Here is a 26,681-nt window from a genome sequence, read left to right as displayed (position 1 = left end):
AGATAAAGCCGCACCCCCACACCGGTCGACAGAGCGACGAGAGAGGATCCGCCATGAGGCTTCATCCCGTTTCGAGAACGCGCCGGATGCCCCTCGCCTGCGGCATCGCCGCCGTTCTGGCGCTCGTCCTTGCGCCTGGAGCTGCCTTCGCAGCGAGCGCGCAGGCGGCGGAATCGCTCCTCGCACCCACGCTCGTCTCGTCCACAGAGGCCTTTGCCTACGAGGACGCCGACGCGAACATTGCGCTTCAGGCCGCCGATTCGCTGGGTGCGCAGTTTGACCTGCGCGATCGCGGTGTCGTCACCCCGGTGAAAAACCAGGGCGCCTGGGGCACCTGCTGGGCGTTCGGCACCATCGGCGCGGTGGAGACCTCCATCCTCTCCGAACTCGAAACCACGTATGAGCAGTATCCGCTTGACCTGTCCGAGCTCCACCTCGCGTGGTTCACCAAGACGGCCCTGCCCGACGACTTCGCGGCCTGCCCGAGCCAGGCAGGCGAGGGCATGTACTCCGACCTGGGCAGCCTGCCGGACAGCTTCCGCCTGCGGGAGGGCCTCTTCTCCGACATGGCGTTCTCGACGCTCTCCTCGGGCATAGGTCCGGTGCTCGAATCCGAGGTTCCCTACCACGGCGTGAACCCCGAGACGGGCGAGCCCACGATCGAGGAGTCGGAATCCGGTCCGATGTACTCGCTGTTCGACGATTGGTCGGTGGACGAGTCGCTGCGGTTCACGTCGCTCTACACGCTCGAGAACGGCAATGTCCTTCCCTCGCCGGCGAAGGTAACCTACACGATGGGGGATGGCGTGCAGGTCCCCGTGTATGAAGGCTACGATTCCGCTGGCACCGCGGCGATCAAGCTGGAGCTCGCCGCGGGGCGCGGCGTCCAGATCGGCATGCGCCAGGACGCCAGCGAGCAGGGGTTTAGCGACGAGCAGTACTTGGACAAAGAGACGTGGGCCCACTACACCTACACGCACCAGACCGCCAACCATGCCGTCGAGATCGTCGGCTGGGACGACACCTACGCGCGCGAGAATTTCGTCGAGGGCCATCAGCCGCCTGCGGACGGCGCTTGGATCGTCAAGGACTCCCGCGGTGCGTCGGATCGGGATTTCCCCAACCACGGCGATTGGGGCATCGATGGAACCGGCTATTTCTACCTCTCGTACTACGACATGAGCCTGAGCAGCCCCGTGTCGTATGACTTCGATGTCGCCTCCGACGCGCATACATGCGAGATATCCGCGATGTACGACTACATGCCCTTTGCCATGACGACGGGTCTCACGCCTATGACATCATCCGAAAAGCTGAGCGTGGCGAATGTCTTCACCGCGTCGGAGGACATGATCCTGCACGAGGTGTCGGTCATCACGCGGACGCCGGGTACCACGGTGACCTACGAGGTGTATTTGCTCGATGACGACGCCGACGGTCCCGAGGGGCAAGAGGTCGTCTCCACGACCGTTACCACGTATGAGTTCGGTGGCTACCATCGCGAAGAGCTCGAGCGCCCGGTCGTGATTCCTGCCGGGAAGCGCTATGCCGTTTCGGCGACCCTTCAGAACCCGAGCGGGGAGTACGAGCTGGTCGTCAACCAGGACGCGAACCATCCCGCGGATGGCCGGCAGAGCTACCAAAAGGGCATCGTGAACCCGGGGGAGAGCTACCTCCTCCAGGTCGGAAGCTGGCGCGACTGGAGCGAGGAAATCGCGGGGTGGCGCGAGAACTACGAGCACACGAACGGCCTGGATTACGACAACTTCCCCATCAGGGCGTATGGCGATCCGCTGGGCAGCTACTTTGCCGATGTGCAGGAGGATGACTGGTACTACCAGAGCGTTCTGGATGCCGTCTCGCTCGGCCTTATGAGCGGCTACGGCGGAAGCGAAGCGTTCGGGCCTAACGACCTCGCTGCACGCGAGCAGGGCGCGACCGTCATGTGGAACTGGCTGGGCGAGGGCAATAGGACCGCTGAGGCCGCCCCGCTTTCCGACGTCATGCAGGATGCATGGTACGCACCTTATGTGAACTGGGCATACGCTGCGGGCATCATGACCGGCTACGAGGGTGCGGACCGCTTTGGCGTGGGCGATGCGCTCACGCGCGAGCAGTTCGCCGCGATGGCGGCACGCGCTGTGGACGCTGATGTCGATGCGGCGGACCTTGCGGCGCTCGATGCGTTCCCCGATGCGGGCGAGGTGGGCCCGTGGGCCCGCTCGACGATGGCTTGGGCAGTCGAGGCCGGAGTCATCGGCGGCGTGGAGCACGAAGACGGCTCGCGCACGCTTGACGCGACGCGCAACATCACGCGCGCCGAGATGGCGGCAATAGCCACGGGCGCCTATCGGACGCTGCAGTAAGACCTGAGCGATCGGCAAGACCGAGTCGGCGAGAGCCGGCCCGGTCTTTGTGTAGCAGCAGATAGGAACCCCTCACCGCAGCGGGCATGCCCCCAATCCTCATCCCATCGAACCGCCTAGCGACGTTTTCCGTACGCTCGCCGGATAAGCCTGCCATATCACCAGTCGTCATATAACGTTATATAACGACATAGGTCAGATTGTCGGCAAAGAGAACGGAGTGCATATGGAAACGTGTTCGCTGGTATTGCTGTCGAAGAGCGTCTTCACCTCGACGGAGTCCGAGCCGCATGAGGGCTTTGTTGCCATTCGCGGCAACCAGATCGTCGCGGTCGGACCGGCATCGGAGGCGGCGGCCTACACCGCCAACGCCGAGCGCGTCATCGACCTCGGCTCCCGCACCGTCATGCCCGGCCTCGTCGACGTGCACACGTTCTTTACGGGCTGGATGATCCGCTCCTTCGGCGCGGACCTGTCGGCCGCCACGACCGTTCAGGACGCAGCCGATCTGCTCGCGCAGCAGGAGGTTGCCGCCGGCGACCCGCTCATCGGGCACAACCTTCCCGCCGACCTGACGACCCCTGAGGCCCAGCAGGCCTTCGACGCCGTGGCGCCCCAAGTCCCCTGCGTCGCCTTCACGGCTGACGGCGGCAGCTGCCTCATGAACGCGGCCGCCCACGAGGCCTACGGCTTCACGCCGGACGCCTGCTACGCCGAGATGATCTGGAAGCTCATGCCGTATTGCCTGAACCACCCCGATACGCGCAAGCGCTACCACGACTACATGGCTCTGCTCAACAGCCGCGGCGTCACCTCCATCAAGGAGATGTGCTTCGACGACTACTACGGCTTCGCCGACACCATGGCCGCCATGGAGGACGCAGGCGAGCTCACCGTGCGCGTCTCCATGATGAGCCAGCCGGTCGGCCGTGGCGCGGACCTCGAATACGGCCGCGCCGCCCGCGAGCGCTTCCAGGGCGATTTCGTGCGCTTCTCAGGCTACAACCGCATGACGGACCGCGGCATCAGCAGCACGCTCGGTGAGCTCATCGAGCCCTACAAGTCCGACCCGACCACGACTTGCGCCGTTCCGGTCGAATGGGACCTCATCGAGGCCGAGACGCGCGCGGTCGACGCCGAGGGCTTCCGCTATTCGCTGCACTGCCAGGGAGATGGCGCCGTGCGCCACACGGTCGCCCTCTACGACACCCTGCAGAAGGACGAGAACGGCAAGCTGGTCAACCGCCATGCCATCACCGACCTCGAGTTCTCGAACCCCGCAGACCTCGATCGCTTCGGCGCCATCGGCGGCATCTGCGAGATCTACCCGCAGATCCAGTCGCTCGACGCCAAGCAGGACATCGTCGACATGGTCGACCGCCAGCTCGGCCTCGAGCGCATGCGCTACTACTGGAACCGCCGCCACATGGAGGATGCCGGCATCACCGTGAGCTGCGGTACCGACCTGCCGCTGCTGCTTCCGAGCCTGGGCGAATCGGTCTACAGCGGCGTGGGCGGTTACTTCGACGACGGCGAGTACATCAACCGCGAGAACATGCTCACCTGCGCCGAGATGCTCACCGCCTGGACGGCGGGCGGCGCCTACAACTGCTGCCGCGAGGACGACCTCGGCACGCTCGAGGCGGGCAAGCTCGCCGATATCGCGGTGCTTGCGGGCGATATCTTCGCCACCGACCCCAAGGATGCGCGCGACATGGGGGTGGCCCTCACCATCTCCGACGGTCGCATCGTGTACGAGCAGCTCGACTAGTCGAAAGGAGACCGATCCATGGCTCACATCAGGCGAGAGCAACTTGCCGCCATCGGCATCCACTACATCTACTATCCGCTCGATTACATGCTCGACTCCCAGGCTGCAGCCGGCTACAAGACCATCGAGCTGCTGGGCCAGGCCCCGCACTACCTCATCGACGACGTCAGCTACCAGGATCCGGCGAAGATCCGCGCCGAGGTCGAGGCGCGCGGCATGACCATCGGCTGCTTCACCCCCGAGTGTGCGGTCTATCAGTACACGATGTGCGCGCCGGAGGGCGGCGCTCACGATCGCAGCATGGAGTACTTCAAGCGCGGCATCGAGGCAGCCTCGAAGATGGGCGCCACCAAGGTGCTCTCCAACTGCATCGGCGCCCCCTTCGATGAGGAGTACGGTCGCACCTACGACCGCGCCGTGCGCAGCCTGTCGATGCTTGGCGACTATGCTCGCGATTACGGTGTGACGCTCGCCATCGAGACGGTGCGCCCCGAGGAGAGCCGCCTGTGCATCACGCTGCCCGAGCTCGTCCGCATCCTCGCCGACGTGAACAACGACCATGTGAAGGCGGGCCTCGACACCGTCGCCATGGGCGTGGCGGGCGAGACGCCGCGCCAGTGGTTCGAGGCGCTCGGCTCCGACATCGTTCACATGCACTTCATCGACGGCCGTCCTTACGCGCATCTGATCTGGGGCGACGGCCTGTTCCCGCTCGAGGCCTACCTCGATGTGCTCAACGAGTTCGGGTACGAGGGGCTGCTGGGCCAGGAGATCACCGACGGCCGCTATTTCGACAAGCCGGCGGAGGCGGATGTCCGCAACGTCGCAGCGTTCGAGCCGTTTTTCGTGGATGAGGAGTAAGCGCGATGACCACACCGAAGATCCGTCGGTCTCAAGTTGCCGGCATGAATATCCACTACGTCAACTACTCCCTCGACTACTTCCTCGACGCGCAGCAGCGCTGCGGGTTCACCACGATCGAGCTGTGGTGCTCCGCGCCGCACGTGTGGATCGACCACATGCATTACTACGATGCGCGCGAGATCGCCGAGAAGATCCGCCGCCGCAACCTCACCGTTGCCTGCGTCACGCCGGAGAACTGCACGTATCCCTACCAGTTCGCCGCCAAGGAGGAGGACCATCGCCTGCGCTCCCAGGGCTACTTCGAGAACGGCATCCGTCTGGCCGCCGAGCTCGAGTGCCCGCGCATGGAGGTCAACTCCGGCTGGGGCTACTGGAACGAGGATGCCGACGAGGCGTGGAAGCGCAGCGTCGAGATGCTCACCCATCTGGCCGACTTCGCCGCCGAGCGGGGCGTCGAGCTCGTCATGGAGTCCGTGCGCCCGGAGGAGAGCCAGCTCGTGATCGACCTGCCCTCCAACCAGCGCATGATCGCCGAGGTCGGCCGCGAGAACCTGAAGCCGATGGTCGACACCTGCGCCATGGGCGTGGCGGGCGAGACCCTCGAGGAGTGGTTTGCCGCCTACGATGGCAAGATCGCCCACATGCACTTCATCGACGGCAACCCCTACGGCCACCTCATCTGGGGCGACGGCAACCACCATCTGGGTAAGTTCATCGAGGTCCTGAACAAGTACGGCTACGAGGGCTACCTCGGCCAGGAGATCACCGACGGCCGCTACTTCGATGACCCCATGAAGGCCGACCTGCGCAACATGCGCAACTTTGAGCGCTATATGGACGACTAACCGGTCGTGCAGGCAGCAACACGGAACCAAGCCCCGCACGGGGAGAGAAAGGAGCAAACATCATGAACGCACACGAGGTTATCGAGAAGGTCATCGCCGAGCATGGCCACATCGACGACATCTTCTGGGTCGCATGCGGCGGCAGCCTGATCGACCTGTATCCCGCGCACTACATGGTCCTGCGCGAGAGCAAGATCGCGTCCGGCTGGCACACCGCGGCCGAGTTCACCTGCGACGTGCCGGCGCGCCTGGGCGAGCACAGCCTGGTCGTCGTCTGCAGCCACTCCGGCAACACCCGCGAGGCCGTCGAGGCCGCCACGCTCGCCCATGAGCGCGGCGCCGCGGTGATCGCCCTCACCGACTCCAAGGGCTCCAAGATCGATCAGGACGACTTCATCGTCTGGGTGTACCCCTGGGGAGACGGCGTTCCCACCGCCGAGGTGCCGCTGGGCATCTGCCCGATGATCGCCGCCGAGGTCATCCGCGCCCAGGAGGGCTTCGAGGCCTATGACGCGCTCGTCGACGGCATCGCCAAGATGGACGGTATCATCGAGGCCGGCAAGCAGAAGGTCAACGCCGAGCTGGGCGCGCGCTTCGCTGAGCTGTGCCAGAACCACGACTTCCTCTACATCCTGGGTTCGGGCCCCAACTTCTGCCAGACCTACGGCTTCGCCATCTGCAGCCTGATGGAGATGCAGTGGCAGAACTGCTCCTACATCAACTCGGCCGAGTACTTCCACGGTCCCTTCGAGTGCACCGAGAACGGCGTGTTCTACTTCCTGCAGCTCTCCGCCGGCTCCACGCGCGCGATCGACGAGCGCGCCCTCGCGTTCCTCAAGACTCACACCGACACCCTCATGGTGCTCGACGCTAAGGACTACGGCATGGACGCCGTCGACGCCTCGGTGCGCAGCTACCTTGAGCCGGCGCTCTTCTACGCGATGAACGTCGAGCTTCGCGCCGCCCGCGGCAAGGTGTTCGACCACGATCCCGATATGCGCCGCTACATGGGCATCGAGACCTACTAACGCATAAAACCCCGCAGCCTCGGGTGCGCGGCGGGTCCATCCCTCTCCGGGCGGCGAGCATCCCACTCCCTCTCAGCCGCCTTCCCGCCGCGCCCCGGTGGCTATCCACCCGGCTCCGTGCAAGTGCGGAGTCCCCTCGCTGCGCCGGCACGACCGCGCGGGCGCAGCCTACCCTTTTGGAGGAACCATGTCCTATCCCATCAGCGTTTTGGGCTTCGGCGACAACGTCGTCGATAAGTACGAGCACCTGCACATCATGTATCCCGGCGGCAACGCTGTGAACTTCGCCGTGTTCGCCAAGAAGCTGGGCGTCGACCGCAGCGCCTACATGGGCATCTTCGGCTCCGATGCCGAGGCCGAGCACGTCATCACCTCGCTGCAGGAGGAGGGCGTCGAGCTCACGCACTGCCAGCAGGTCATCGGTACCAACGGTGCCGCCCGCGTGACGGTCGACGAGACCGGCGACCGCATCTTCCTCGGCTCCAACGAGGGCGGCATCCGCGGCGACATGCGCTGCGTGATCGATCGCTTCGCCGCCGAGTACATCCGCGGCTTCGATTTGGTGCACAGCGGCAACTACTGCTTCACCGAGCGCGAGCTGCCCAAGATCAAGGAGCTCGGCGTGCCCATCAGCTTCGACTTCTCCGACGACTCGACCGACGAGTACTTCGAGCAGATCGCCCCGGTCGTGACCTACGCCTTCATGTCCTGCGGCGATGCCCCCGAGGACGAGATCCGCGCCAAGCTCGCCTGGGTGCACGACCTCGGCCCCGAGATCGTGTGCGCCTCGCGCGGCAGCAAGGGCTCGATTGCCTACGACGGCACGACCTACTACGAGCAGGGCATCAAGCCGGTTGCCGACGACGAGCTCAAGGATGCCATGGCGGCGGGCGACTCGCTGCTCACGGCCTTTCTCGTCACCTATCTGGCAAGCAAGAAGGCTGGCGAGTCGGGCCCCGACGTCATCCGCACCTGCCTTGATTTCGCCGCCGGGTTCGCTGCCGACACCTGCAAGGTCGATGGCAGCTGGGGTCACGGGAAGGAGTACTGATGGCCACCGCGAACGATGAGCTGGCCCGCTCGAAGCACCTGTGCGCAGTCGGCTTCTGCTGCGCTGACGTCTACGAGAAGCTCGGGGTGTTCTACCCGACGGGTAACGGCATCGACTGGGGTGTCCACCTCGCCCGCATGGGCGTGCCGGTGAGCGCGGTTTCCGTCGTGGGAACCGACGACTACGGCGCGAAGATGAAGGAGGCGCTCTCCGCCGAGGGCATCGACATCACGCATCTGCGCACCGAGCCGGGTGACACCTGCAAGATGATGATGGACCTCAAGAACGGCACCGACCGCGTGCACCTCGAGGAGATCGAGGGCGTCATGGCCGACTACCAGATCACCGACGAGGAGTTCGAGTTCGTTGCCGGCCACGACATGCTCCACACCGACCTGTTCGGCGAGGTGCTCGATCGCCTTCCCGCATGGAAGGAGCGCGGCGTCGAGGTCGTCATGGACTTCTCCGTGTTCAGCGAGGACCCCGAGTACCACTGCCGCGACATCTTCCCCTATGTCGACTACGTGTTCATGTCCTATGACGGCAAGCGCGATGAGCATATCGAGCAGTGGGTCAAGGAAGTCCACGGCTACGGCCCCAAGCTCGTGTGCGCCACGATGGGCGAGCTCGGTTCCATCTGCTACGACGGCGAGACCCTGCATGAGTGCGGCATCGTGCCGACCGAGGTGGTGAACACCGTGGGCGCAGGCGACTCCTACATTGCCGGCTTCACCTACGGCCTGCTCGCGGGCGAGGACATCGACGCGTGCATGGCGCGCGGCGCTGCGCTCTCCTCGCAGGTCATCTCCAAGTTCGAACCCTACTAGGCAGGAGGGCCCGCGTGGCCCTCGTAGGCGGGGCGCGTGGTGCCCCATGCGCCCCGCTTCGCCCATCAGCTACAGGAGGGATCCTCTCCATGCTTATCGATATGCATGTCCATCCGATTTTCTACGATGCGATCGCCGAGGAAGGCGAGGAGCTCGAGTTCCGCGAGGACCATTTCGGCGTCTGGAAGCAGGGCCCCATGAGCTTCGACGAGATCTTCGCCGAGTGGGACATCTGCGGCGTCGATGCCGCAGCCCTGCTGCCGCTCGACCTCACCACCACGGAGGGCGGCTGCATCATCACGAACGACCAGATCGCCCAGGTGTGCGCGCTGCATCCCGAGCGGTTCTTCGGCTTCGCAAGCGTCGACCCCCATCGTGAGGACGCCGAGCAGGAGCTCGAGCGCGCCTTCGGCGAGCTCGGTCTGCGCGGTCTCGCGCTGCATCCGGGCAAGCAGGGCTTCGACCCCGCGAGCGAGATCGCCGAGCCCCTGTACCGCCTGTGCGAGCGCTACGACAGGCCGATCATCTTCGACGCGGGCCTGTCCTGGGAGCCCGGCGCCAAGCTTGCGGCGGGTAGCCCCCTTGCGTTCGAGCCGGTCGCGGCGGCACATCCCTCGCTGCGCATCTGCCTTTCGCATTTCGCCTGGCCGTGGGTGCGCGAGATGTGCGCGCTCATGCTCAAGTACCCGAACGTCTATACCGACACGGCGCTGCTATACGTGGATACCCCCGAAGAGCAGATGCAGGAGCTCTTCTGCACCGACATGGGGCCGCGCTGGTTTGAGCGGTGCTTCCCGGAGCAGGTGATGTTCGGTTCCAACACCCCGCGTTTCCGCACGTTCAAGATCAAGCGTGCCCTCGATACGGTTCCGATGCGCGATTTCGCGCGCAAGAACCTCTACGGGGAAAACGCCCTGAGGTTTTTGGGCATCAAGGAGGGCTGATCATGGTTAACGTGACGACTATCGAGCACCTGAGCACGAAGGTGTCCGAACTGTTCAATATCACCGATCAGGTTCACGCCGCCGTGGAGAACAGCGGGATCAGCAACGGCATCGTGCTGGTCGTGACAGCGCACACGACGACGGGCATCCTGGTCAACGAGAGCCTCTCGTGCGTCGAGACCGATATGGAGGAGCTGCTCGAGCGCCTCGTGCCGCTCGATGAGCCCTACGTCCACGCGCACTTCCTGCCCACCTACGGGGCGACGAGCAACAACTCGCAGGGTCACCTGAAGAGCCTGCTCGCGGGCAACCACTGCGCGTTTCCCGTGGTGGACGGCAAGATCGTGTGCGGCGGTGCGCAGGACATCTTCCTGGCGGAATTCGACGGCCCCCAGCTGCGCCGCGTGTTCGTCGAGGTGATGGGGGAGTAGCGGTTCCGGACTCGCTGCGTGCAAGCCCGCCAGGTTTTCCGTCGATGTCGCCCCGCCACTCGTCCGTGCCAAAACGGCGGGGTGCTCGAGATATCGGCCGCCTGCGTTTGCGCTTTTGCGCAGGCGGCCCTGGATTGCCTGGCGGGCTTCGTGAAAGGTTCGCTAGATGCTGAAGATGAAGCGGCTGCCCACGATGTACTGACGGCCGATGACCAAGGGCGTGCCCTGTGCGTCGGTGAAGTACACGTGCATGTAGAACAGCGGCTCGCCGGTCACGATGTCGAGCTGGTTGGCCTGTTCGCTTGTGGTCTTGACGATCTCGAGCGTCGTGGTGGGGCTTTCGGTGATGCGGTGCCCCGTCGCGTTCTCGATGACATCGAAGAGCGAGGCGTGCTCGAAGGCCTCGGCATCGATATCGCCGAAGCTGCAGGGGAAGAAGGTGTTCTCTAGCATGATGGGCGTGCCGTTGGCGGTGCGCACGCGCTTCAGATGGAAGACCTGCTCGCCCTCGGCGAGGCCGAAGAAGCGCTGCTCGTCGACGCGGGCATCCGAGCGCTTCAGGCTGACCACATGGGCGTCGGCCTCCATGCCGTTCTCGCGGCAGGCGTCCGTGAACGACATGGTGCCGGTCTGCTTGATCTTGCGCGCGACCTTGCTCTCGTTGACGAAGGTGCCCTTGCCCTGGTACTTGGAGAGGTAGTTCTCGCGGCACAGTTCCTCGACCGCGCGGCGAACGGTGATGCGGCTCACGCCGTAGATCTCGGAGAGCTCGGCTTCGGAGGGAATCTTCTGTCCGGCGCCGTAGCGCCCCGACGATATGCCGGCCTTGAGCTCTTCCATGAGCTGCTGGTACAGGGGGATCCGAGCGTCTTTGAGTTCTGGCATCGAAGTGCTGCTTTCAGGTTCGCCGACAGGGATGCATCGCGCGGCGATGCATATTACATCGCCATCATAACAGGAATGGCTGTAGATAGGCCGTCTGATGCATAGACATGGAAGGTGAGAGGTATGGGGAACAGAGCGGAGGTTGCGGCGGGGCTTGCGGTGGATCCTGCCGTCTGTGCGCTCGACGGGCAGACGGCGCAGCGCTGTGTCGAGCTGTACATCGACGGCGAACGTCGCGAGGTCCCGGTCTGCGATGCCTGCATCGCCCGCGCGCTGCGCGGAAGCAAGACCGGCGTGCTGTTCTGCCTCGTCATGCAGCTGCTGTGGTTTCTGCCTGCGCGCAGCGGCCTGCTGAGCATGCCGGGCATCGTGGGCGCCGTCGTGGCGACGGTGTTCCTCGCGCGGCTTCTCTTGCTGCTTGCTGCCCGCCTTGCCGTGCGCGGCATCGATGCGGCGGGGAAGGGCGCCTCGCGGATACCCGATTGGGTGTGGCGCTATGGTCAGGGCCGGGTGTACGCGCAGGAGCTGGCTCGCGATGAGCTCGCCGAGAAGCTCGATGCGCGTGTGGAGACCCCGCTTCAGCATGAGCGCGCCCCGCGCCCCAGCTCGGATTGAACCTCCTAGCGAAGCAGCGCCGCATCGGCGCGAGCGCAGGCGTCTTCACACTACGTTCACCGAAAAATAACACCCGTTAACGGTGTTCTTACCCCACCTAGCAGGAATCTTGTCATTATCAAATACGTTATAGAACGTTATAAGGACATATGACGTATCTAGTAGATTCGACCAACAGGCCGAAGGAAGGGAGCTGATATGGCCGAAGCAACCAAGAAGAAAAAGAAGTTCGAGCTGCCACACGTGTACACGATCGCGTTCTTGCTGATCGTCGTGTTCGCTGTGCTCACGTGGGTCGTTCCGAGCGGCCAGTTCGAGCGTCAGATGGTCGAGACGGCCGCTGGCGAGCGCGAGGTCGCCGTCGCGGGCACCTACCAGGAGGTCCCGAAGATCACTGAGGACGGCATCGACCTTCGCCAGGGCGTGTTCGAGATCCTTCAGGCCCCCACGCAGGGCATCCAGGGCGCCGCTGACGTCGTCGCCTTCGTGCTGCTCATCGGCGGTTCGTTCGCCCTCATCACCAAGACGAACGCCATCAACGCGGGCGTCAGTCGCGTCATCAAGAAACTCGGCGGCAAAGACTTCCTGCTGATACCGGTCATCATGATCCTGTTCAGCATCGGCGGCACCACATTCGGCATGTCCGAGGAAGCGCTGCCGTTCTACGCGATCTTCCTGCCGATCATCATGGGCCTCGGATACGACTCCATGACGGCCTTCATGATCTGCTTCCTGGGTCCGCAGATGGGCTACATCGGCTCGACGGTCAACCCCTTCAACGTGCTGATCTCCCAGGGCCTCATCCAGATCAGCGGTAACCCCCAGCTGTGGCTGCGCGGCATCTTCTACGTCATCTACGTCGTGGTTGGCATCGCGTTCGTCATGATGTACGCCATGCGCGTCAAGAAGAACCCCGAGCGCTCCGTCACCTATAAGGACGACATCGCCAAGCGCAAGGAGTTCGACGTCGTCGACATGAACGAGGTCGACATGCCCTTCACCAAGCGCCAGAAGTTCGTGCTGATCGTCTTCGCGCTCGGCATGGCGCTCATCGTGTGGGGCCTCGTGACCCAGGGTTGGTACATGAACGAGATCAGCGCCGTCTTCCTGGGCATGGGCCTGCTCTCCGGCGTCGTCGGCGGCCTGTCCGAGAAGGAGATGGCCGAGGAGTTCGTCGCCGGCATGGCCGACTTCGTGTACGCCGCCGTCATCATCGGTATCGCCCGCGGCATCCTGGTCGTGGCCGAGAACGGCATGATCATCGACACCATCCTCAACGCCCTCGCGACCATGCTCGCCGGCGTCCCGACCGCGGTGTTCACGACGATCCTGTACTTCGTCGAGGGCCTGCTGAGCTTCCTCGTGCCCTCGTCCTCCGGCCTGGCGGCCCTGACCATCCCGGTTATCGGCCCGCTGACCGACCTCGTCGGCGTCAACCCCGAGGCTGCCGTCACCGCCCTGTCCGTTGCGAACCAGACCTTCAACACCATCTCGCCGGTTGCCGGCATGACGGTTGCGGGTCTCGGCGTGTGCAAGATCACGTTCCCGCAGTGGTGGAAGACCTCCTGGAAGTTCATGGTCGTGATCGTGGTGCTCGGCCTGATCAACACCGCAATCTCCGGTATGCTTCCCCTCTAACTGCAAGTTCGGGGACAGGTCCCAAACTTTCACCCAAGGCCCCGCGCGTTGCACGGGGCCTTTTTCATGGCAGTTAGGACGGGGCATGCGGCGGGAGATCTGGACAATCTGACCAGATATGCATCTTTTCGTGCCGGCGCGGAGGGGGAAATGGGGCCTCAGGGCGGCGGGGCGGCTGTCCGTGCCCGCGGACCTCACCAGATTACAGCATCTTATATTGCGTTCTCGCGTCCCATCGTGGCCTGTCGCGGGCGGAACGCCGACTGAGCAGTACATATCTGGGGAAATTGTCCACCTGCAGGCCTAGGACCCGTCCCCGTGCCTGTATCGATGTTCAAAAGCCGTGACACGTCATCCGATGATGTTCCCCGAGCGCCTTCTGTGGAATACTTTTCCTATGTCACATCGACGTGTTGTCAGCATGTTCCAAGGGGAGGATACGTTATGGCAAACACCCAGCCCGCCAAGGTGTACTTCTGCGATCTGCGCAGCCACGGCCGCGAGAGCCAAGTTGACAAGCTCAAGCGCCTGATCCGCACCGCCGGCATCGACCAGATCGACTTCGAGAACAAGTTCGTCGCCATCAAGATCCACTTCGGCGAGCTGGGCAACCTCAGCTTCCTGCGTCCCAACTACGCGCGCGCCGTGGCCGACGTGGTCAAGGAGCTCGGCGGCAAGCCGTTCCTCACCGACTGCAACACGCTGTACGTGGGCAGCCGCAAAAACGCGCTCGAGCACATCGACTGCGCCTACCAGAACGGCTTCACGCCCTACGCCACCGGTTGCCACGTGATCATCGCCGACGGCCTCAAGGGTACCGACGAGACCCTCGTGCCGGTGAAGAACGGCGAGTACGTGAAGGAGGCCAAGATCGGCCACGCCCTCATGGACGCCGACATCGTCATCTCGCTCACGCACTTCAAGGGCCATGAGCAGGCTGGTTTCGGCGGCGCCATGAAGAACCTCGGCATGGGCGGCGGCAGCCGCGCCGGCAAGATGGAGCAGCACGCCGCGGGCAAGCCCTCCGTGCACACCGAGGAGTGCATCGGCTGCCACGCCTGCGAGCGCATCTGCGCGCACGGCGCCATCAGCTTCGACGAGACGCGCGAGCGTGAGCTCAAGAGCGGCAAGACCGTGACCGTGCCCGTGGCGCACATCGACCACGACCGCTGCGTGGGTTGCGGCCGCTGCATCGGTGCGTGCAACCAGGACGCCATCGAGCCCGATTACGATGCTGCGGTCGACGTCCTCAACTACAAGATCGCCGAGTACACGCAGGCTGTGGTGCAGGATCGCCCGAACTTCCACATCTCACTGGCTATCGACATCTCGCCCAACTGCGACTGCCACGCCGAGAACGACACGCCCATCGTGCCTGACCTCGGCATGTTCGCGAGCTTCGACCCGGTCGCTATCGACCAGGCCGCCATCGACATGGCCCTTGCCGCGCCAGCCTTCCCCAACACCGAGCTCACCGACATGAAGGCCAAGCTCGAGGCCGAGGGCGGCGTGCCCGAGCGCTGCGAGCACGACCACTTCAACATGACCCACCCCGATACCAACTGGCGCTCAATGATCGAGCACGCCGAGAAGATCGGCCTGGGTACGAGCCACTACGAGCTCATCACCATGAAGTAGCCGACAGGGCGAGGGCGGCAAGGCAATCGGATGCCTCGCCGCCCTCTTTCTTGGCACCTTTGGGGACGTAGCCAGAAGGTGCCAACCGCCTGCGCCTTCGCCGCGCCGCGCCTTCATGTGCGCCTTCGGAACATCCCCCGAGGGCTGACTGTGCGCTTTGGGAACACAACGCGGCCCCCGACGTTCCGCAAGCGCACAGCCAACCGCACCCAACGTTCCGAAAGCGCACAGCCTCCCCCGCAACGCCCATGTCCACTTTCAGGACGGAGATGTTTTCGGACATCCGCGCGGAGCCGCCCCGCGCAGGCCGCCCCGCCCCGCCTCTTGCCCAGGGCCCAAAAAGCCATGACACTGGGCCCCGTCCTACCTGTCAGGCTTTTGGCGCTTGTGTGGTGTCAAAGATATTTGCTATAGTTTTGAGCGATCTATATTTGGAGGATTGCTCACCGACATGTCCGCATCAGGCGACAGTTCCACATCGCGAAGTACCACGGTGCCGGCTGCGAACGCCGCGCCGGTGCCCGAGTGTGAAGATTCCTCCCCGTCGGCCGAACCCGCCGACCCCTGCGCGACGTGCCGCAAGCGCCGTCTCTCCTGTCCCAAATTCCCGCGCGAACAGCATGAATCCGGCAGCTCCAAGGAGCCCCCGCTCTACACAGTGGGCGAGGAAATCGCCAACGCCATCACGCACGGCATCGGCGTGCTGCTGGGCATCGCCGGCCTCGTGCTGCTCATCGTGAAGGCGGCCTTCGGAGGCGCCGATCCCGCGCACATGGCATCGGCCATCGTGTTCGGCGTCTCCATCATCCTGGAGTACCTGGCCTCGACGCTCTACCACGCCATCCAGGTGCCGGCCGCCAAGCGCATCTTCCGCACCATCGACCACAGCTGCATCTACCTGCTCATCGCGGGTTCCTACACGCCGTTTCTGCTTGTCACGCTCGAGCCGTACGGCGGCATCGTCATGTTCGTGATCATCTGGGCCCTGTGCTTCGCCGGCATCTCGTTCGAGATCATCGGCCGTCAGCGTCAGCCCCGCTGGGTCTCGATCCTCATCTACCTCATCATGGGCTGGCTCGTGGTGTTCCGCCTGCCGCAGCTCGTGGCGGCCCTCGACCCGCTGGCGCTCGCGCTGCTGGTGGTCGGCGGCCTGTGCTACACCATCGGCACGGCCTTCTACCTCATGAAGAGCATTCGCTACATGCACAGCGTCTGGCACCTGTGGGTGCTCGCCGGCAGCATCTTCATCTTCATGGTGGTGATCCTCTTCGTGATCTGATGACCCGCGCGCACCCGCGCGCCTGCAAACCTGTTCGCATCTGCGCCCTGCAGTCTACCTACGGAGGTTCGATACAAACCCTATGGGCATAGCAATTTCCATCATCGCCACGCTGCTCCTCACGATCCTGAACGGCTACTTCTCCATGTCGGAGATGGCCCTCACAACCGCGAAGCGCGCAAGCCTCGAGCACGACGCCGAGGAGGGCGATAAGCGTGCCGCCAAGGCGCTCGAGCTCTCGACCGATTCCACGGACTTCTTGGCCACCATCCAGGTTGCCATCACGCTCGTGGGCTTCTTCTCGGCAACCGTCTCGTCCAACACGCTGTCCGACCCGCTGGCCACGTGGCTCTCGTCGTTCGGCCTGGAGCCGCTGACGGCCATCGCGCCCATCGCCGCGCCGATCGTCATCACGCTCATCGTGTCCTACCTGTCCATCGTCATCGGCGAGCTCGTGCCCAAGCGCATCGGCCTGTCCGACGCCGAGGGCATGGCCAAGTCGGTCGCCGGCCCCATCAGCGCGTTCCGCAAGTTCGCCAAGCCGCTCGTGTGGCTTACGCAGGCCTCGGCCAACGGCCTCTCCAAGCTGCTCGGCATCAAGAGTGCCGACGACCGTCAGAACGTCTCCGAGGAGGAGATCAAGTACATGATCAGCGAGCAGGACACCCTGCTCGACGAGGAGAAGCGCATCATCCACGAGGTCTTCGACCTGGGCGATGCCGTGGCCCGCGAGGTCATGGTCCCGCGCGTCGACGTGACGATGTGCGAGGAGGGCGACGACATCATGTCGGTCCTCTCCACCATGCGCGAGACCGGCTTCTCCCGCATGCCGATCTACCGCGAGGACCAGGATTGCATCGTGGGCATCGCGCACATCAAGGATCTCATCAAGCCCGCGCTCAGCGGCAACGGCACCGCGCCGGTCGGCGACTTCCTGCGCGATGCCACCTTCGTGCCCGACACCAAGGACATCCTGCCGTTGCTCTCCGAGATGCAGACCGCCCATGAGCAGATGGTTGTGGTGGTTGACGAGTACGGTGGAACCGCGGGTATCATCACCATCGAGGACATCGTCGAGGAGTTCGTGGGCGAGATCGAGGACGAGTTCGACCCCGATAACAAGTACCTCACCCGCCTTTCGCGCCGCGAATGGTTGGTGGACGGACGCTTTTCGTGCGATGATGCTATCGAGCTCGGCTGGCCCATCGAGGAGAGCGACGACTACGAGACCCTCGCCGGCTGGATCTTGGACCTGTGCGATTCCGTGCCCGCCATCGGTGAGGTGTTCGAGCAGGACGGGTACAAGTTCAAGGTGCAGTCCATGCGTGGTCAGCGCATCTCCCTGGTGCGCGTGACCGGTCCCGATCCGGAGGAGAAGGCCGCGCCCGCGAAGGACGGCGACGAGGACGAGAGGGCATAGCGCGGCACGACCGCCCGCGCATGCAGGTATCGAGAAGGCGGAAAGACCATGGCAGACCTGTTCAACATCCTGAAGATCACCGTGGGAGCGGAGAAACTCTGCGCACGCGTGTTGGTGAACCCGGGCATGCCCCTGAGGACCTCTGAGGATATCGAGGCCACGGCTCGCGTGTACTACCTCGCGCCGGCCATCGCCAAGCACCTGTGCCTCGGCGATACGGGTCGCGAGTTCCAGGAGTGCATGGGCGATACGGAGCTTCCGCACCTGCTCGAGCACCTGAGCGTCGAGATCATGAACGAGACGGGCCTCGCGGGCAAGGTGTCCTGCGGACGCACCCGCCAGGTGCCCGGTGACGAGCGCCTGTTCGACGTGGAGCTTTCCTGCCCCGACGACGCCCTGACCGTGGGCGCCCTGTCCTCGGCTGCCTTCATGATGGAGTGGGCCTTCCTGCACGCTCAGGCGCCCGCGCCGGACTTCCCCGGCACGGTGGCAGCGCTGCGCAAGCTCGCGCTCAACCTGCGCGGCGAGGAGGACGATGAGCCCGAGGCTGCCGACGCCGAGGCCGACACCGACGAGCCCGCAGCGGATGAGCCCGCCGCGCCGGCTCCCGAGCCTGCGCCCGAGCCCGTCTTCGAGCCTGCGCCCGCGCCCGAGCCGCAGCCCGCCCCTCAGCCGGAGCCCCAGCGCGGACGCGCCGCGGACCCCGACGCCGCCCGCAAGCGCGCCAAGATGGCAGGTCACGCGCCTGCCAAGCGCATCGCCGACGTCTTCGGCTCGGTGTTCGGCGGCACCGCCGCGAGCTCCAACGATACCGACGGGCGGTAAGACCGCTGCGCCCGGAGTGGGCGTGGGTATAATGTAGACTCCATCGACAACGTTCACTCTTATGGGAGGAGCAACATGGGTAAAGGTTTCAGTTTTGTCGCGGGCGCCGTGATCGGCGCCGCAGCCGGTACCATCATCGGCATCCTGGTGGCTCCCCGCTCCGGTGCCGAGACGCGCGCCATGGCCGCCGATATGGCCAACGACGCGTGGGATAACGCGCGCGATATGTACGAGCAGGGCGTGGACCAGGCCAAGTCCGCCGCGAGCGACTTCGGCCCCATGGTCGACGCCAAGACCGATGAGCTCCGCGCCAAGGTCGATCTTGCCCGCGAGCGCATGGATCAGCTTCGCGAGCAGCTCAACGACGCCATCGCCGGCGGCAACGTGACCCCGGCGGCCGATGTGGTCGTCGAGTCCGTGGTCTCCGACGTTCCCGTCGACGGCGCCGAGGCCGCCGAGGCGTAAATGCTCGTAGGCGATATCCAGGGCGTGCGGATCTACCGTGCGCCCTCAGACCGCAAGGCAACCAACAAGGACGGCACGCCGCGCGAGCCCCGCAGGCTGGGCAAGGTGCATTTCGCCGTATTCGACCCCACGGGCAAGAAGGTCGTGGGGTTTATGGTGAAGCTCCCCGACGTGGCGGGCATGATCAAGCAGTCCGACCGCTTCGTGGCGCTCGACGCCCTCGATGTGTACGAGGGCGTGCTCTGCGTGCGCGACGGCAAGGAGAACCTTGACGCCGGAGCCGCCAAGCGCCTCGGTGTGGACCTCGACACCTGCCTTATCTGGACGGGCATGGATGTCGTCACGGAGTCCGGCAAGAACCTGGGCTACTGTTCCGACGCCATGTTCAACAGCAAGACGGGCGAGGTCAAGCGCTTCGTGCTCGATGGCGGCGGTGCCTCGTCGCTTCTGGTAGGCAATATCGAGATGCCGGTGAGCTACCTCAAGGGCTACCGCAACGGCGCCATGATCGTGTCGGACGACACGCTGAACCTCGAGTTGACCGGCGGCGCCGCGGCCAAGGCGGCCGAGGCGAGCGTCGTGATCGGCGACAAGGTCAAGAAGGGTGCCGCCAAGATCGACGAGCACGGCTCCAAGGCGCTCGACAAGGGCAGCCGCGCTCTGGGCAAGCAGCTGGGCAAGACGCGCGGCATGTTCTCGGCATTTGCCAGCGAGTACCGCAAGGCGGCGGGCTCATCCAAGAAGAAGAGCCGGTAGCGCATCGGCCCGCAACAAGGGGTGCGCAACCGGTTTGGCGCAAACGTTCAGGGGGCGCCTGCATGTCGGCGATTCAGTGCCGCTCGCATGCAGGCGCCCCTTCGTTTTTCGCCTTATGGTACAGTTTTCCTCAACAATGCGGATGAGGGAGAACCATTGCCCAACTACACCACCTCCTATTCCAAAAAGCCCAAGAAGCCCCATATCAGGCGCGGTGACGCCACCCATCTGCCGTCTGTGAACCGCCGTGTGCAGCGCAAGCCCGGCGCCCAGTACCTGCATCACTCGCAGGGGTTCGGCCGTCGCGGCATGGCCCAGCGCGCGCGTCGCAACAACAAGCGCCGGCCCTATGCGATCATCGCCGTGGCCTGCGCGGCCCTGCTGTTCGTGGCGAGCGTCGTGTGGTACATCAACCGCGGCGTCACGGTGTCGCTCAACGGCTCCGACGTCTCGGTGCGCATCCACTCGAGCGTCCAGCAGCTCATCAACGACCAGGAGCTCGATTACCGCGCGGGCGACCTGCTCGCGGTGGACGACAGCGTGCTCGAGAAGCGCGGCGGCGAGCAGTACTCAGTCGTGGTCGATGGCCAGCAGATCGAGGCGAATGCCCTCGAGACCACCGAGCTCGTCGGTGGCGAGCAGGTCGAGATTTCCGGTGGCCGCGACCAATACGAGGAGCACGAGATCGTGGCGACCGATATCCAGCCCACCCTCGAGGTCAAGGGCACCGGCGCCATCGGCTACGTGGAGACCTGGGGCGTGATGGGCCGCTCCGAGGTGTGGACCGGCCGCGTTTCGGGCAAGACGGCAGACCGTGGCGTGGTGCAGGAGGCGCAAAACTGCGTCGTGCGCATGACGTCGGTGGCGCCGGCCGAGGGCAAGTACGTCGCGCTGACCTTCGACGAGGCGCCGAGCAGCTACACCGGCGAGATTCTGCAGATTCTGGAAGAGGAGGGCGTGTCCGCCACGTTCTTCCTGCAGGGTGATCACGTGGAGGCCAACCAGGCCACGGCGCGCCAGATCGTGCAGGCGGGCTGCGAGGTCGGGTCGAACTCCTATAGCGATACGGATTTAAGCGAGCTTTCGGGTGACGAGCTGCGCCAGCAGCTCACCCAGGGCTTCGAGGTCATCTCGCAGGCGACGGGCGAATCGTGCAGCCTGCTGCGCCCGCCCTACGGCCTGTTCTCCGATGCCGATTGGGCGCAGGCGATGGACCTCGTGAGCGCGGTGGTCACCTGGAACCTCGACTCGGGCGACTACCTGCTGCCCGGCGCCGACGCCGTCGTGGAGAACGTGGTGGGCTCCGTGAGCAACGGCAACATCATCCTGCTGACCGACAGCGAGGAGTGCGGATCGCAGACCGTCGAGGCGCTGCCCCGCATCATCGAGGGCCTCAAGCAGGACGGATACGAGATCGTGACGCTGTCACAACTTGTCGATACCGATGAAGAGCTTGCGGAGAAACTCGACGTCTCCAAGGTTTCGAAGCCGGATAACGCCGTTTTGCCTCAACTGGCCCCTGAGGAGGAGCAGATCGAGGAATAATGGCCGGTAAGACCGCTAGAATCTAGAGGCGGCCAAGCGCGGCGGTAGCCCCGCCGGCGTCTTGGCGATGTGCACACGATTGCGAATAACCGGACGGTTCGATGGATACCAATAGCCATGGCACCCAGCGCCCCGCGAGCGCCCAGGAGCCTGTGAAAAAGACGGCGCAGAAGCCGGCCCAGCAGCCGGCGCGCAAGGTCGCGCAGAAGCCGGTGCAGAAGCCCGTGAAGAAAGCGGCTTCCCAGAAAGCGGCTCAAAACGCGGCTCAGTCCGCACAGCGCAAGCAGGGCACGGCTCGTCCTGCCGGCCAGACGGGTCGCGTTGCGACGAGCACGTCGCAGAAGGCGACGCCGCGCAGCGCGCAGCAGACCGGGCGCATCAAGATCCCCGCCTACAGCACGCAGTCCTTCAAGCCGATCGAGCACCCGAAGATGCGCAAGGCGCCCGCCTCCCACGGCGGGTCCGCCCATGTCACGCAGTCGTTCTCCCGTCCCCAGGGCCATGCGGGCACGGCGCAGCAGCGTGCTACCCGCACGCGCACGACGGGGGCCTCTGCCACCGCGTCGACCCCGCGCACGCACACCGGCGCTACTCAGCAGACGCGCCGTACCTCGACGGCGGCCCCGGCCGGGTCGCGCGCCCAGGCATCCGCATCCGCCCGTACGGCTGGCGCCCCTCACGCCGCCGGCACCGCTCGCACGCGCACGGCGGTCAGGCCCGCGGCTCCCGCACGCCGCCGGACCTCCGCGCGCAGTTTCAGCCCGCGCAGCATCCTGATCGCCCTGGTCGCGGCCGTGGTGGTCGTGGGCGGCGCGTCGCTCGCCATCGGCTACCAGTTCTTCTGGCGCAACGTCGACGTCATGGTCAACGGCCGCGCCTACGCCACGCCCATCTCGTCGAACGTGCAGGAGCTGCTCGTCGCCAACGATTACTTCGGCGTGAAGCCGGGCCGCATGCTGTCGGTGGGCGGCAACGTCCTCGACGAGCAGGGCGGAGACCGCTGCGCCGTCACGAGCGACGGCGCTCCGCTCACGGCCGATCAGTTCGAGACCACGAAGGCCGTCGATGCCATCGACCTCACCGTGGCGAACGGCGCCGACGTCACCGAGCCCGCCACCGAGGAGACGGTCGACCTCATGCCCGGTATCCAGACGGAGGGCACCGGCGCCATCCAGTTCGTCTCGCAGTGGGGCAAGAAGGGCAAGAAGACCGTTCTGACGGGCGAGAAGTCCGGCGAGACGGTCGACAAGGAGGTCGTCGAGGCCCCGGTTGACATGGTGGTGTCCTACCTCAACTGCAAGCCGAAGGGCAGCAAGAAGTACATCGCGCTCACCTTCGATGACGGTCCGAGCTCCTACACCCAGGACATCCTCGATATCCTCCAGCGCTACGGGGTCAAGGCGACGTTCTTCAACCTCGGCACGCAGGTTAATTCCAAGAGTCAGTCCGTGCTCGACGCCGGCTGCGAGCTCGCGAGCCACACCAACGCGCACCAGAACCTGCCCGAGTGCGACCGCGACACGCTGCGCTCCGAGATCTCGACCGCGTTCGACGCCCTCGAGGACGCCACGGGCGAGCGTCCCCAGATGATCCGTGCCCCCTACGGCGCGTTCACGGCGACCGAGTGGGCCCGCTCCGGCGACCTTATCAGCTGCAACGTGCTGTGGAACATCGACACGCTCGACTGGAAGCTTCCCGGCTCCGGCGCCATCACGAGCGAGGTCCTCTCTAACGCCTATAACGGCGCGATCGCCCTCATGCACGACGGCGGCGGCAACCGCTCGCAGGACGTCGAGGCGCTCCCCGGCATCATCGAGGGCCTGCAGGCCGATGGCTACGAGCTCGTGACCGTGTCCGAGCTCATGGAGCTCGACGGCCGCTTCCCCGAGGATGTCGTCAACGGCACCGTGAAGATGCCCGAAGACGCCGTCCTGCCCGAGGTGTAGAGACGCAACGCAGTCCCGCCCGGCCTCTTTCCGGCCCCTTGGGCGCCCGGTCCCTCTGCCTCCGGCCCCCTTGGGCGACCCCGGCTGCCTCCGCGCCTGGCCTCTCTGGGGACGTAGCCGCAGGAGGCCAGGCGCGGAGGCCGACCCGGAGAGGGCGGGTGTCGGGCGTATCGCTGCCGAAAATGCTATAGAATAGGAGAGCTCGATTCCGATCGGGCTCTTCTTTTGCATCGACTTGAGAAAAGGACACAGGTGAAACCTAAACCCCGACCACACAGTAGCTAACCCCTGCGGGTGCCCTTCAATATGGCGCGCGCCGGGGTTTCGCGCTGCCACAAGCCTCTCATTCTCTGAAGGAGCACCATGAATTACCTTTCCGAGATGCTGAAGCTTCCCGTTGTCGACTCGACGGGCGAGAGCATCGGCATCGTCAACGACATGGGCATCGCCACGGGCGAGGTCTTTCCCCATGTGACGTCGTTGGCCTTCCAGGGCCCGGGCAAGACGCCTTTCATGATCTCGTGGCGCAAGTACGTCGACCACATCGACGACACCGGCGTGTACCTCAAGGTGCCGGCAACCGACATCCGCTTCTCGTACCTGCAGCCCGACGAGGTCCTGCTCGCGCGCGACATCATGAACAAGCAGATCGTCGACACGCAGGGCATGAAGGTCGTGCGCGTGAATGACATCAAGCTTTCAACCTCGGGCGAAAACCAGCTGCGTCTGCTGGGCGCCGAGGTCGGCATGCGCGGCCTTCTGCGCTCGCTGCATCCTGCGCTCGAGCGCGTGGTGGTCGGCGCGGCCCGCGCCATCGGCAAGCCGATGCCCGAGGAGATCATCGCCTGGTCGTACATGGACCTGCTCGAGCGCTCGACCCAGAACATCAAGCTGTCCGTGTCGCACAAGACGCTCGGCGAGCTGCACCCGGCCGACATCGCCGACATCATCGAGCAGCTCGACCCGCGCCTGCGCGGCCAGGTGTTCGCGCAGCTCGACACGGCGCAGGCGGCCGAGGCCATCAGCGAGTTCGATGACGACGAACTCGTGGCCGAGATGCTCGAGGGCCTGTCCGACCGCGACGCGTCCTCGATGCTCGCCCTCATGGACCCCGATGACGCCGCCGCGCTCATCGAGGAGCTCGATTACGAGAAAGCCGAGAAGCTCCTGCGCCTCATGGGCGTCAAGGAGGAGCGCGCCATCCGTACGCTGCTGGGCTACGAGGAGAACACCGCCGGCCGCATCATGACCTCGGAGTTCGTGGCGCTGCCCGCAACCGCTACGGTCAACGACGCCATCGAGGGCCTGAAGAAGCTCGACGAGGACTTCGAAAGCGTCTACTACGTCTACACGACCGATCCCGCCGGCTGCCTTACCGGCGTGCTGTCGCTGCGCGCGCTCATCGTGGCCGACCGCGATGCGCGTCTGAACAGCCTTGCGTACCGCGACGTCGTCTGGGTCTCGCCCGACGAGGACCAGGAGGACGTGGCCGAGGAGATGTCCAAGTACAACCTCGCCGCCATGCCCGTGTGCGACGAGAACCGCCACATCCTGGGCATCGTCACGGTCGACGACGCCATGGAGGTCATGAACGAGGAGCACCAGGAGGACCTCCAGATCGCCGGCGTCGGCAGCTCCGAGGGCGGCTCGGGCGAGTCGATGCACGTGTTCTCGTGGTTCGCGCGCCGCCAATACTGGCTGCTCATCTGGGCCATCGCCTCGGGCATCGTCGCGGCGGCGCTCGAGATGATGGGCGGCTTCGCCGACCTGTTCATCTACCCGATGTGCGTGATGCCCGTCGTGCTGCTCGCATCGAGCCGCGTGGTGTCGTTCGTGCGCAACTACTACCTCGAGTACGACGAGTCCGACGACGAGGACAAGCCGTACCTGGCGTTCTTCCTCCAGACCGTGTTCGTCGGCGCGATCATGGCGGTCGTCATCTACCTGTGCGGCCAGCTCGTTTTGGGCGCCGCGTACCCGGACGGCATTCCGGTACTCACCGAGGGCGTCAGCGCCGCCAACGCGACGTCGGCGCTCCACGCGCAGCTGCTCTCGGGCTGCTTCGGCTGCGCCGCGGCGGTCACCTTCGCCTGCTGCGCCCTGTCCGTCATCTACCTCAAGCTGCTGTTCTGGCGCGATGAGCACGACCTCAACACCTCGGGTATCGCGATGAGCGTGTCGGCCGTGTTCGCCTCCTGCGTGGTGTATTCGGTCGCATCGGCGCTGGTCGTCGTCTGGATGGCGGCGTAGGGTTCGCGGGGCTGCATCATGGCACGAGGAACGCATGAAAAACTGACGGCGGGGATGGTGCTTGGCGCCATGGGCCCCGGCCTGCTCGCCGCGCTGTCGGGCAACGACGCGGGCGGCATCGCCACGTATTCGAGCGCCGGCGCGAGCTACGGCTACGGCACGCTGTGGATGCTGCCGCTCATGGCGGTGCTGCTCATCGTGGTGCAGGAGACGGCCGCGCGCTGCGGCTGCGTGACGGGCAAGGGCTTCGCCTCGCTGATTCGCGAGCGCTTCGGCGTGCGCAAGAGCGCGCTCGCCATGGGTGCGCTGCTCATCGCCAACACGGCGGTCACCATCTCGGAGTTCGCGGGCATCGCGAGCGGCCTTGCGCTGTTCGGCGTGCCCAAGACGGTATCGGTGCCGCTGGTGGCCCTGCTCATCTGGATGCTCACCATGTCGGGGAGCTTCCGCCGCATCGAGAAGATCCTGCTCATGGTCAGCTGCGTGTTCGTGACCTACGTGGTCGCGGCGTTTCTGGCCGGCCCCGACTGGGGGCAGGTAGCGGCCTCCACGGTGTCGCCGCACATCGTGGCCGAGCCCGAGTACGTGAGCCTGCTCGTGGCGACGATCGGCACCACCATCGCGCCGTGGATGGTCTTTCTGGCGCAGAACAACGTGGTCGACAAGAACGTGGACGAAAGCGGCATCGTCCTGCAGCGCATCGACACCGCGAGCGGCTCGGTCATCGCCTGCGCCGTCGCGTGGTTCATCGTGGTCACGACCGGCGCGGTGCTCTATCCCGCGGGCATCCAGGTGTCCGACGCTGCCGACGCGGCGCTGGCGCTCGAGCCCATCGCCGGCGAGTTCTCGACGATCCTGTTCGCCTCCGGCCTCGTGGCGGCGAGCTTCTTGGCCGCCTGCGTGCTGCCCGGCGTGACGTCGAGCGCCATCTGCGAGGCCTTCGGCTGGGAGCGCGGCGCCGACCGCAGCTGGGAGGAGGCGCCGGTCTACCGCGGCATCATCACGGCGATTATCGTGGCCTCGGCGCTGCTCGTGATCATGCCCGGCGTCGACCTGTTCCAGATCATGATGAGCGCACAGGTCATCAACGGCGTGCTGCTGCCCGTGCTTCTCGTCTTTTTGCTCTTCATCGCGCAGGACAAGCACATCATGGGCGTCTACCGCAACGGTCGCCTGTGGAACGTGCTCACCTGGGCCACGATCGTCATCATCACCGTGCTTACGGTGGTCATGTTCGTGCTTCAGGCGCTCGGGTACTGACGCAAAGAGATACCTAACGAGATCCGCCCCAT

Annotated in this window: 22 protein-coding genes; 21 read left to right on the top strand and 1 reads right to left on the bottom strand. The window is 65.1% G+C overall.

Going from position 1 to position 26,681, the window contains the following annotated elements:
* The first annotated feature begins 53 nt into the window (after positions 1 to 53).
* The 9 genes from H6A16_RS01620 (at position 54) to H6A16_RS01580 (ending at position 10,127) form a co-directional block, all read left to right on the top strand.
* Positions 54 to 2,366 carry an S-layer homology domain-containing protein gene (locus H6A16_RS01620; RefSeq protein ID WP_204615556.1) on the top strand — a complete coding sequence of 771 codons (2,313 nt, stop codon included), beginning with the start codon at positions 54 to 56 and terminating at the stop codon, positions 2,364 to 2,366.
* A gap of 226 nt (positions 2,367 to 2,592) precedes the next feature.
* On the top strand, positions 2,593 to 4,137 hold the full coding sequence (locus H6A16_RS01615) for an amidohydrolase (protein ID WP_204615555.1): 1,545 nt from the start codon (positions 2,593 to 2,595) through the stop codon (positions 4,135 to 4,137).
* Between the two features lie 18 nt (positions 4,138 to 4,155).
* Positions 4,156 to 4,998 (top strand): sugar phosphate isomerase/epimerase family protein, encoded by an 843-nt coding sequence (locus H6A16_RS01610; RefSeq protein WP_204615554.1) that lies wholly within the window; start codon positions 4,156 to 4,158, stop codon positions 4,996 to 4,998.
* A gap of 5 nt (positions 4,999 to 5,003) precedes the next feature.
* Positions 5,004 to 5,846 carry a sugar phosphate isomerase/epimerase family protein gene (locus H6A16_RS01605; RefSeq protein WP_204615553.1) on the top strand — a complete coding sequence of 281 codons (843 nt, stop codon included), beginning with the start codon at positions 5,004 to 5,006 and terminating at the stop codon, positions 5,844 to 5,846.
* 62 nt (positions 5,847 to 5,908) lie between these two features.
* Positions 5,909 to 6,874: an SIS domain-containing protein gene (locus H6A16_RS01600; RefSeq protein ID WP_204615552.1), complete on the top strand. Its 966-nt coding sequence runs from the start codon at positions 5,909 to 5,911 to the stop codon at positions 6,872 to 6,874.
* Positions 6,875 to 7,061: 187 nt separating this feature from the next.
* Positions 7,062 to 7,925 (top strand): PfkB family carbohydrate kinase, encoded by an 864-nt coding sequence (locus H6A16_RS01595; RefSeq protein WP_204615551.1) that lies wholly within the window; start codon positions 7,062 to 7,064, stop codon positions 7,923 to 7,925.
* Positions 7,925 to 8,752 (top strand): fructoselysine 6-kinase, encoded by an 828-nt coding sequence (frlD, locus tag H6A16_RS01590; protein ID WP_204615550.1) that lies wholly within the window; start codon positions 7,925 to 7,927, stop codon positions 8,750 to 8,752. The genes H6A16_RS01595 and frlD overlap by 1 nt, the downstream gene beginning before the upstream one ends.
* Before the next feature lie 89 nt (positions 8,753 to 8,841).
* Positions 8,842 to 9,696 (top strand): amidohydrolase family protein, encoded by an 855-nt coding sequence (locus H6A16_RS01585; RefSeq protein WP_204615548.1) that lies wholly within the window; start codon positions 8,842 to 8,844, stop codon positions 9,694 to 9,696.
* 2 nt (positions 9,697 to 9,698) lie between these two features.
* Complete coding sequence (locus tag H6A16_RS01580) at positions 9,699 to 10,127, top strand: secondary thiamine-phosphate synthase enzyme YjbQ (RefSeq protein WP_204615547.1); 429 nt, start codon at positions 9,699 to 9,701, stop codon at positions 10,125 to 10,127.
* 162 nt (positions 10,128 to 10,289) lie between these two features.
* On the opposite strand, the gene H6A16_RS01575 is transcribed toward H6A16_RS01580, so the two are convergent.
* Positions 10,290 to 11,012 carry a GntR family transcriptional regulator gene (locus H6A16_RS01575; protein ID WP_204615546.1) on the bottom strand — a complete coding sequence of 241 codons (723 nt, stop codon included), beginning with the start codon at positions 11,010 to 11,012 and terminating at the stop codon, positions 10,290 to 10,292.
* A gap of 123 nt (positions 11,013 to 11,135) precedes the next feature.
* Between H6A16_RS01575 and H6A16_RS01570 the strand changes: the two genes are divergently transcribed.
* The 12 genes from H6A16_RS01570 to H6A16_RS01515 all read left to right on the top strand — a co-directional run bounded on the left by H6A16_RS01570 (position 11,136) and on the right by H6A16_RS01515 (position 26,649).
* A complete protein-coding gene (locus H6A16_RS01570; RefSeq protein ID WP_204615545.1) occupies positions 11,136 to 11,627 on the top strand; it encodes a hypothetical protein in 492 nt (163 codons plus the stop codon).
* A 198-nt stretch (positions 11,628 to 11,825) separates the two neighbouring features.
* On the top strand, positions 11,826 to 13,265 hold the full coding sequence (locus H6A16_RS01565) for a YfcC family protein (protein ID WP_204615544.1): 1,440 nt from the start codon (positions 11,826 to 11,828) through the stop codon (positions 13,263 to 13,265).
* A 444-nt stretch (positions 13,266 to 13,709) separates the two neighbouring features.
* A complete protein-coding gene (locus tag H6A16_RS01560; RefSeq protein ID WP_204615543.1) occupies positions 13,710 to 14,903 on the top strand; it encodes a DUF362 domain-containing protein in 1,194 nt (397 codons plus the stop codon).
* Between the two features lie 658 nt (positions 14,904 to 15,561).
* Positions 15,562 to 16,182: a PAQR family membrane homeostasis protein TrhA gene (gene trhA / locus H6A16_RS01555; protein WP_204615541.1), complete on the top strand. Its 621-nt coding sequence runs from the start codon at positions 15,562 to 15,564 to the stop codon at positions 16,180 to 16,182.
* Positions 16,183 to 16,264: 82 nt separating this feature from the next.
* Positions 16,265 to 17,602 (top strand): hemolysin family protein, encoded by a 1,338-nt coding sequence (locus tag H6A16_RS01550; RefSeq protein WP_204615539.1) that lies wholly within the window; start codon positions 16,265 to 16,267, stop codon positions 17,600 to 17,602.
* A 48-nt stretch (positions 17,603 to 17,650) separates the two neighbouring features.
* A complete protein-coding gene (locus H6A16_RS10700; protein WP_239458126.1) occupies positions 17,651 to 18,427 on the top strand; it encodes a hypothetical protein in 777 nt (258 codons plus the stop codon).
* 75 nt (positions 18,428 to 18,502) lie between these two features.
* A complete protein-coding gene (locus tag H6A16_RS01540) occupies positions 18,503 to 18,892 on the top strand; it encodes a YtxH domain-containing protein (protein ID WP_204615537.1) in 390 nt (129 codons plus the stop codon).
* Positions 18,893 to 19,648, top strand: a complete 756-nt coding sequence (locus H6A16_RS01535) for a PRC-barrel domain-containing protein (protein ID WP_204615536.1) — start codon at positions 18,893 to 18,895, stop codon at positions 19,646 to 19,648.
* A 156-nt stretch (positions 19,649 to 19,804) separates the two neighbouring features.
* The gene (locus tag H6A16_RS01530; protein ID WP_204615534.1) at positions 19,805 to 21,193 is read left to right on the top strand and encodes a polysaccharide deacetylase family protein; all 1,389 of its coding nucleotides are present in this window, start codon (positions 19,805 to 19,807) and stop codon (positions 21,191 to 21,193) included.
* 101 nt (positions 21,194 to 21,294) lie between these two features.
* Positions 21,295 to 23,139 carry a polysaccharide deacetylase family protein gene (locus H6A16_RS01525; protein ID WP_204615532.1) on the top strand — a complete coding sequence of 615 codons (1,845 nt, stop codon included), beginning with the start codon at positions 21,295 to 21,297 and terminating at the stop codon, positions 23,137 to 23,139.
* Between the two features lie 363 nt (positions 23,140 to 23,502).
* Entirely contained in the window at positions 23,503 to 25,389 is a 1,887-nt protein-coding gene (locus tag H6A16_RS01520; RefSeq protein WP_204615530.1) for a magnesium transporter, read from the top strand.
* An 18-nt stretch (positions 25,390 to 25,407) separates the two neighbouring features.
* Entirely contained in the window at positions 25,408 to 26,649 is a 1,242-nt protein-coding gene (locus H6A16_RS01515) for an Nramp family divalent metal transporter (protein WP_239458125.1), read from the top strand.
* Positions 26,650 to 26,681: the final 32 nt, after the last annotated feature.

Origin of the sequence: Collinsella tanakaei, from assembly GCF_016900375.1 — a bacterium.
GTDB lineage: Bacteria > Actinomycetota > Coriobacteriia > Coriobacteriales > Coriobacteriaceae > Collinsella.
This window is presented reverse-complemented; position numbering and strand designations above follow the sequence as displayed.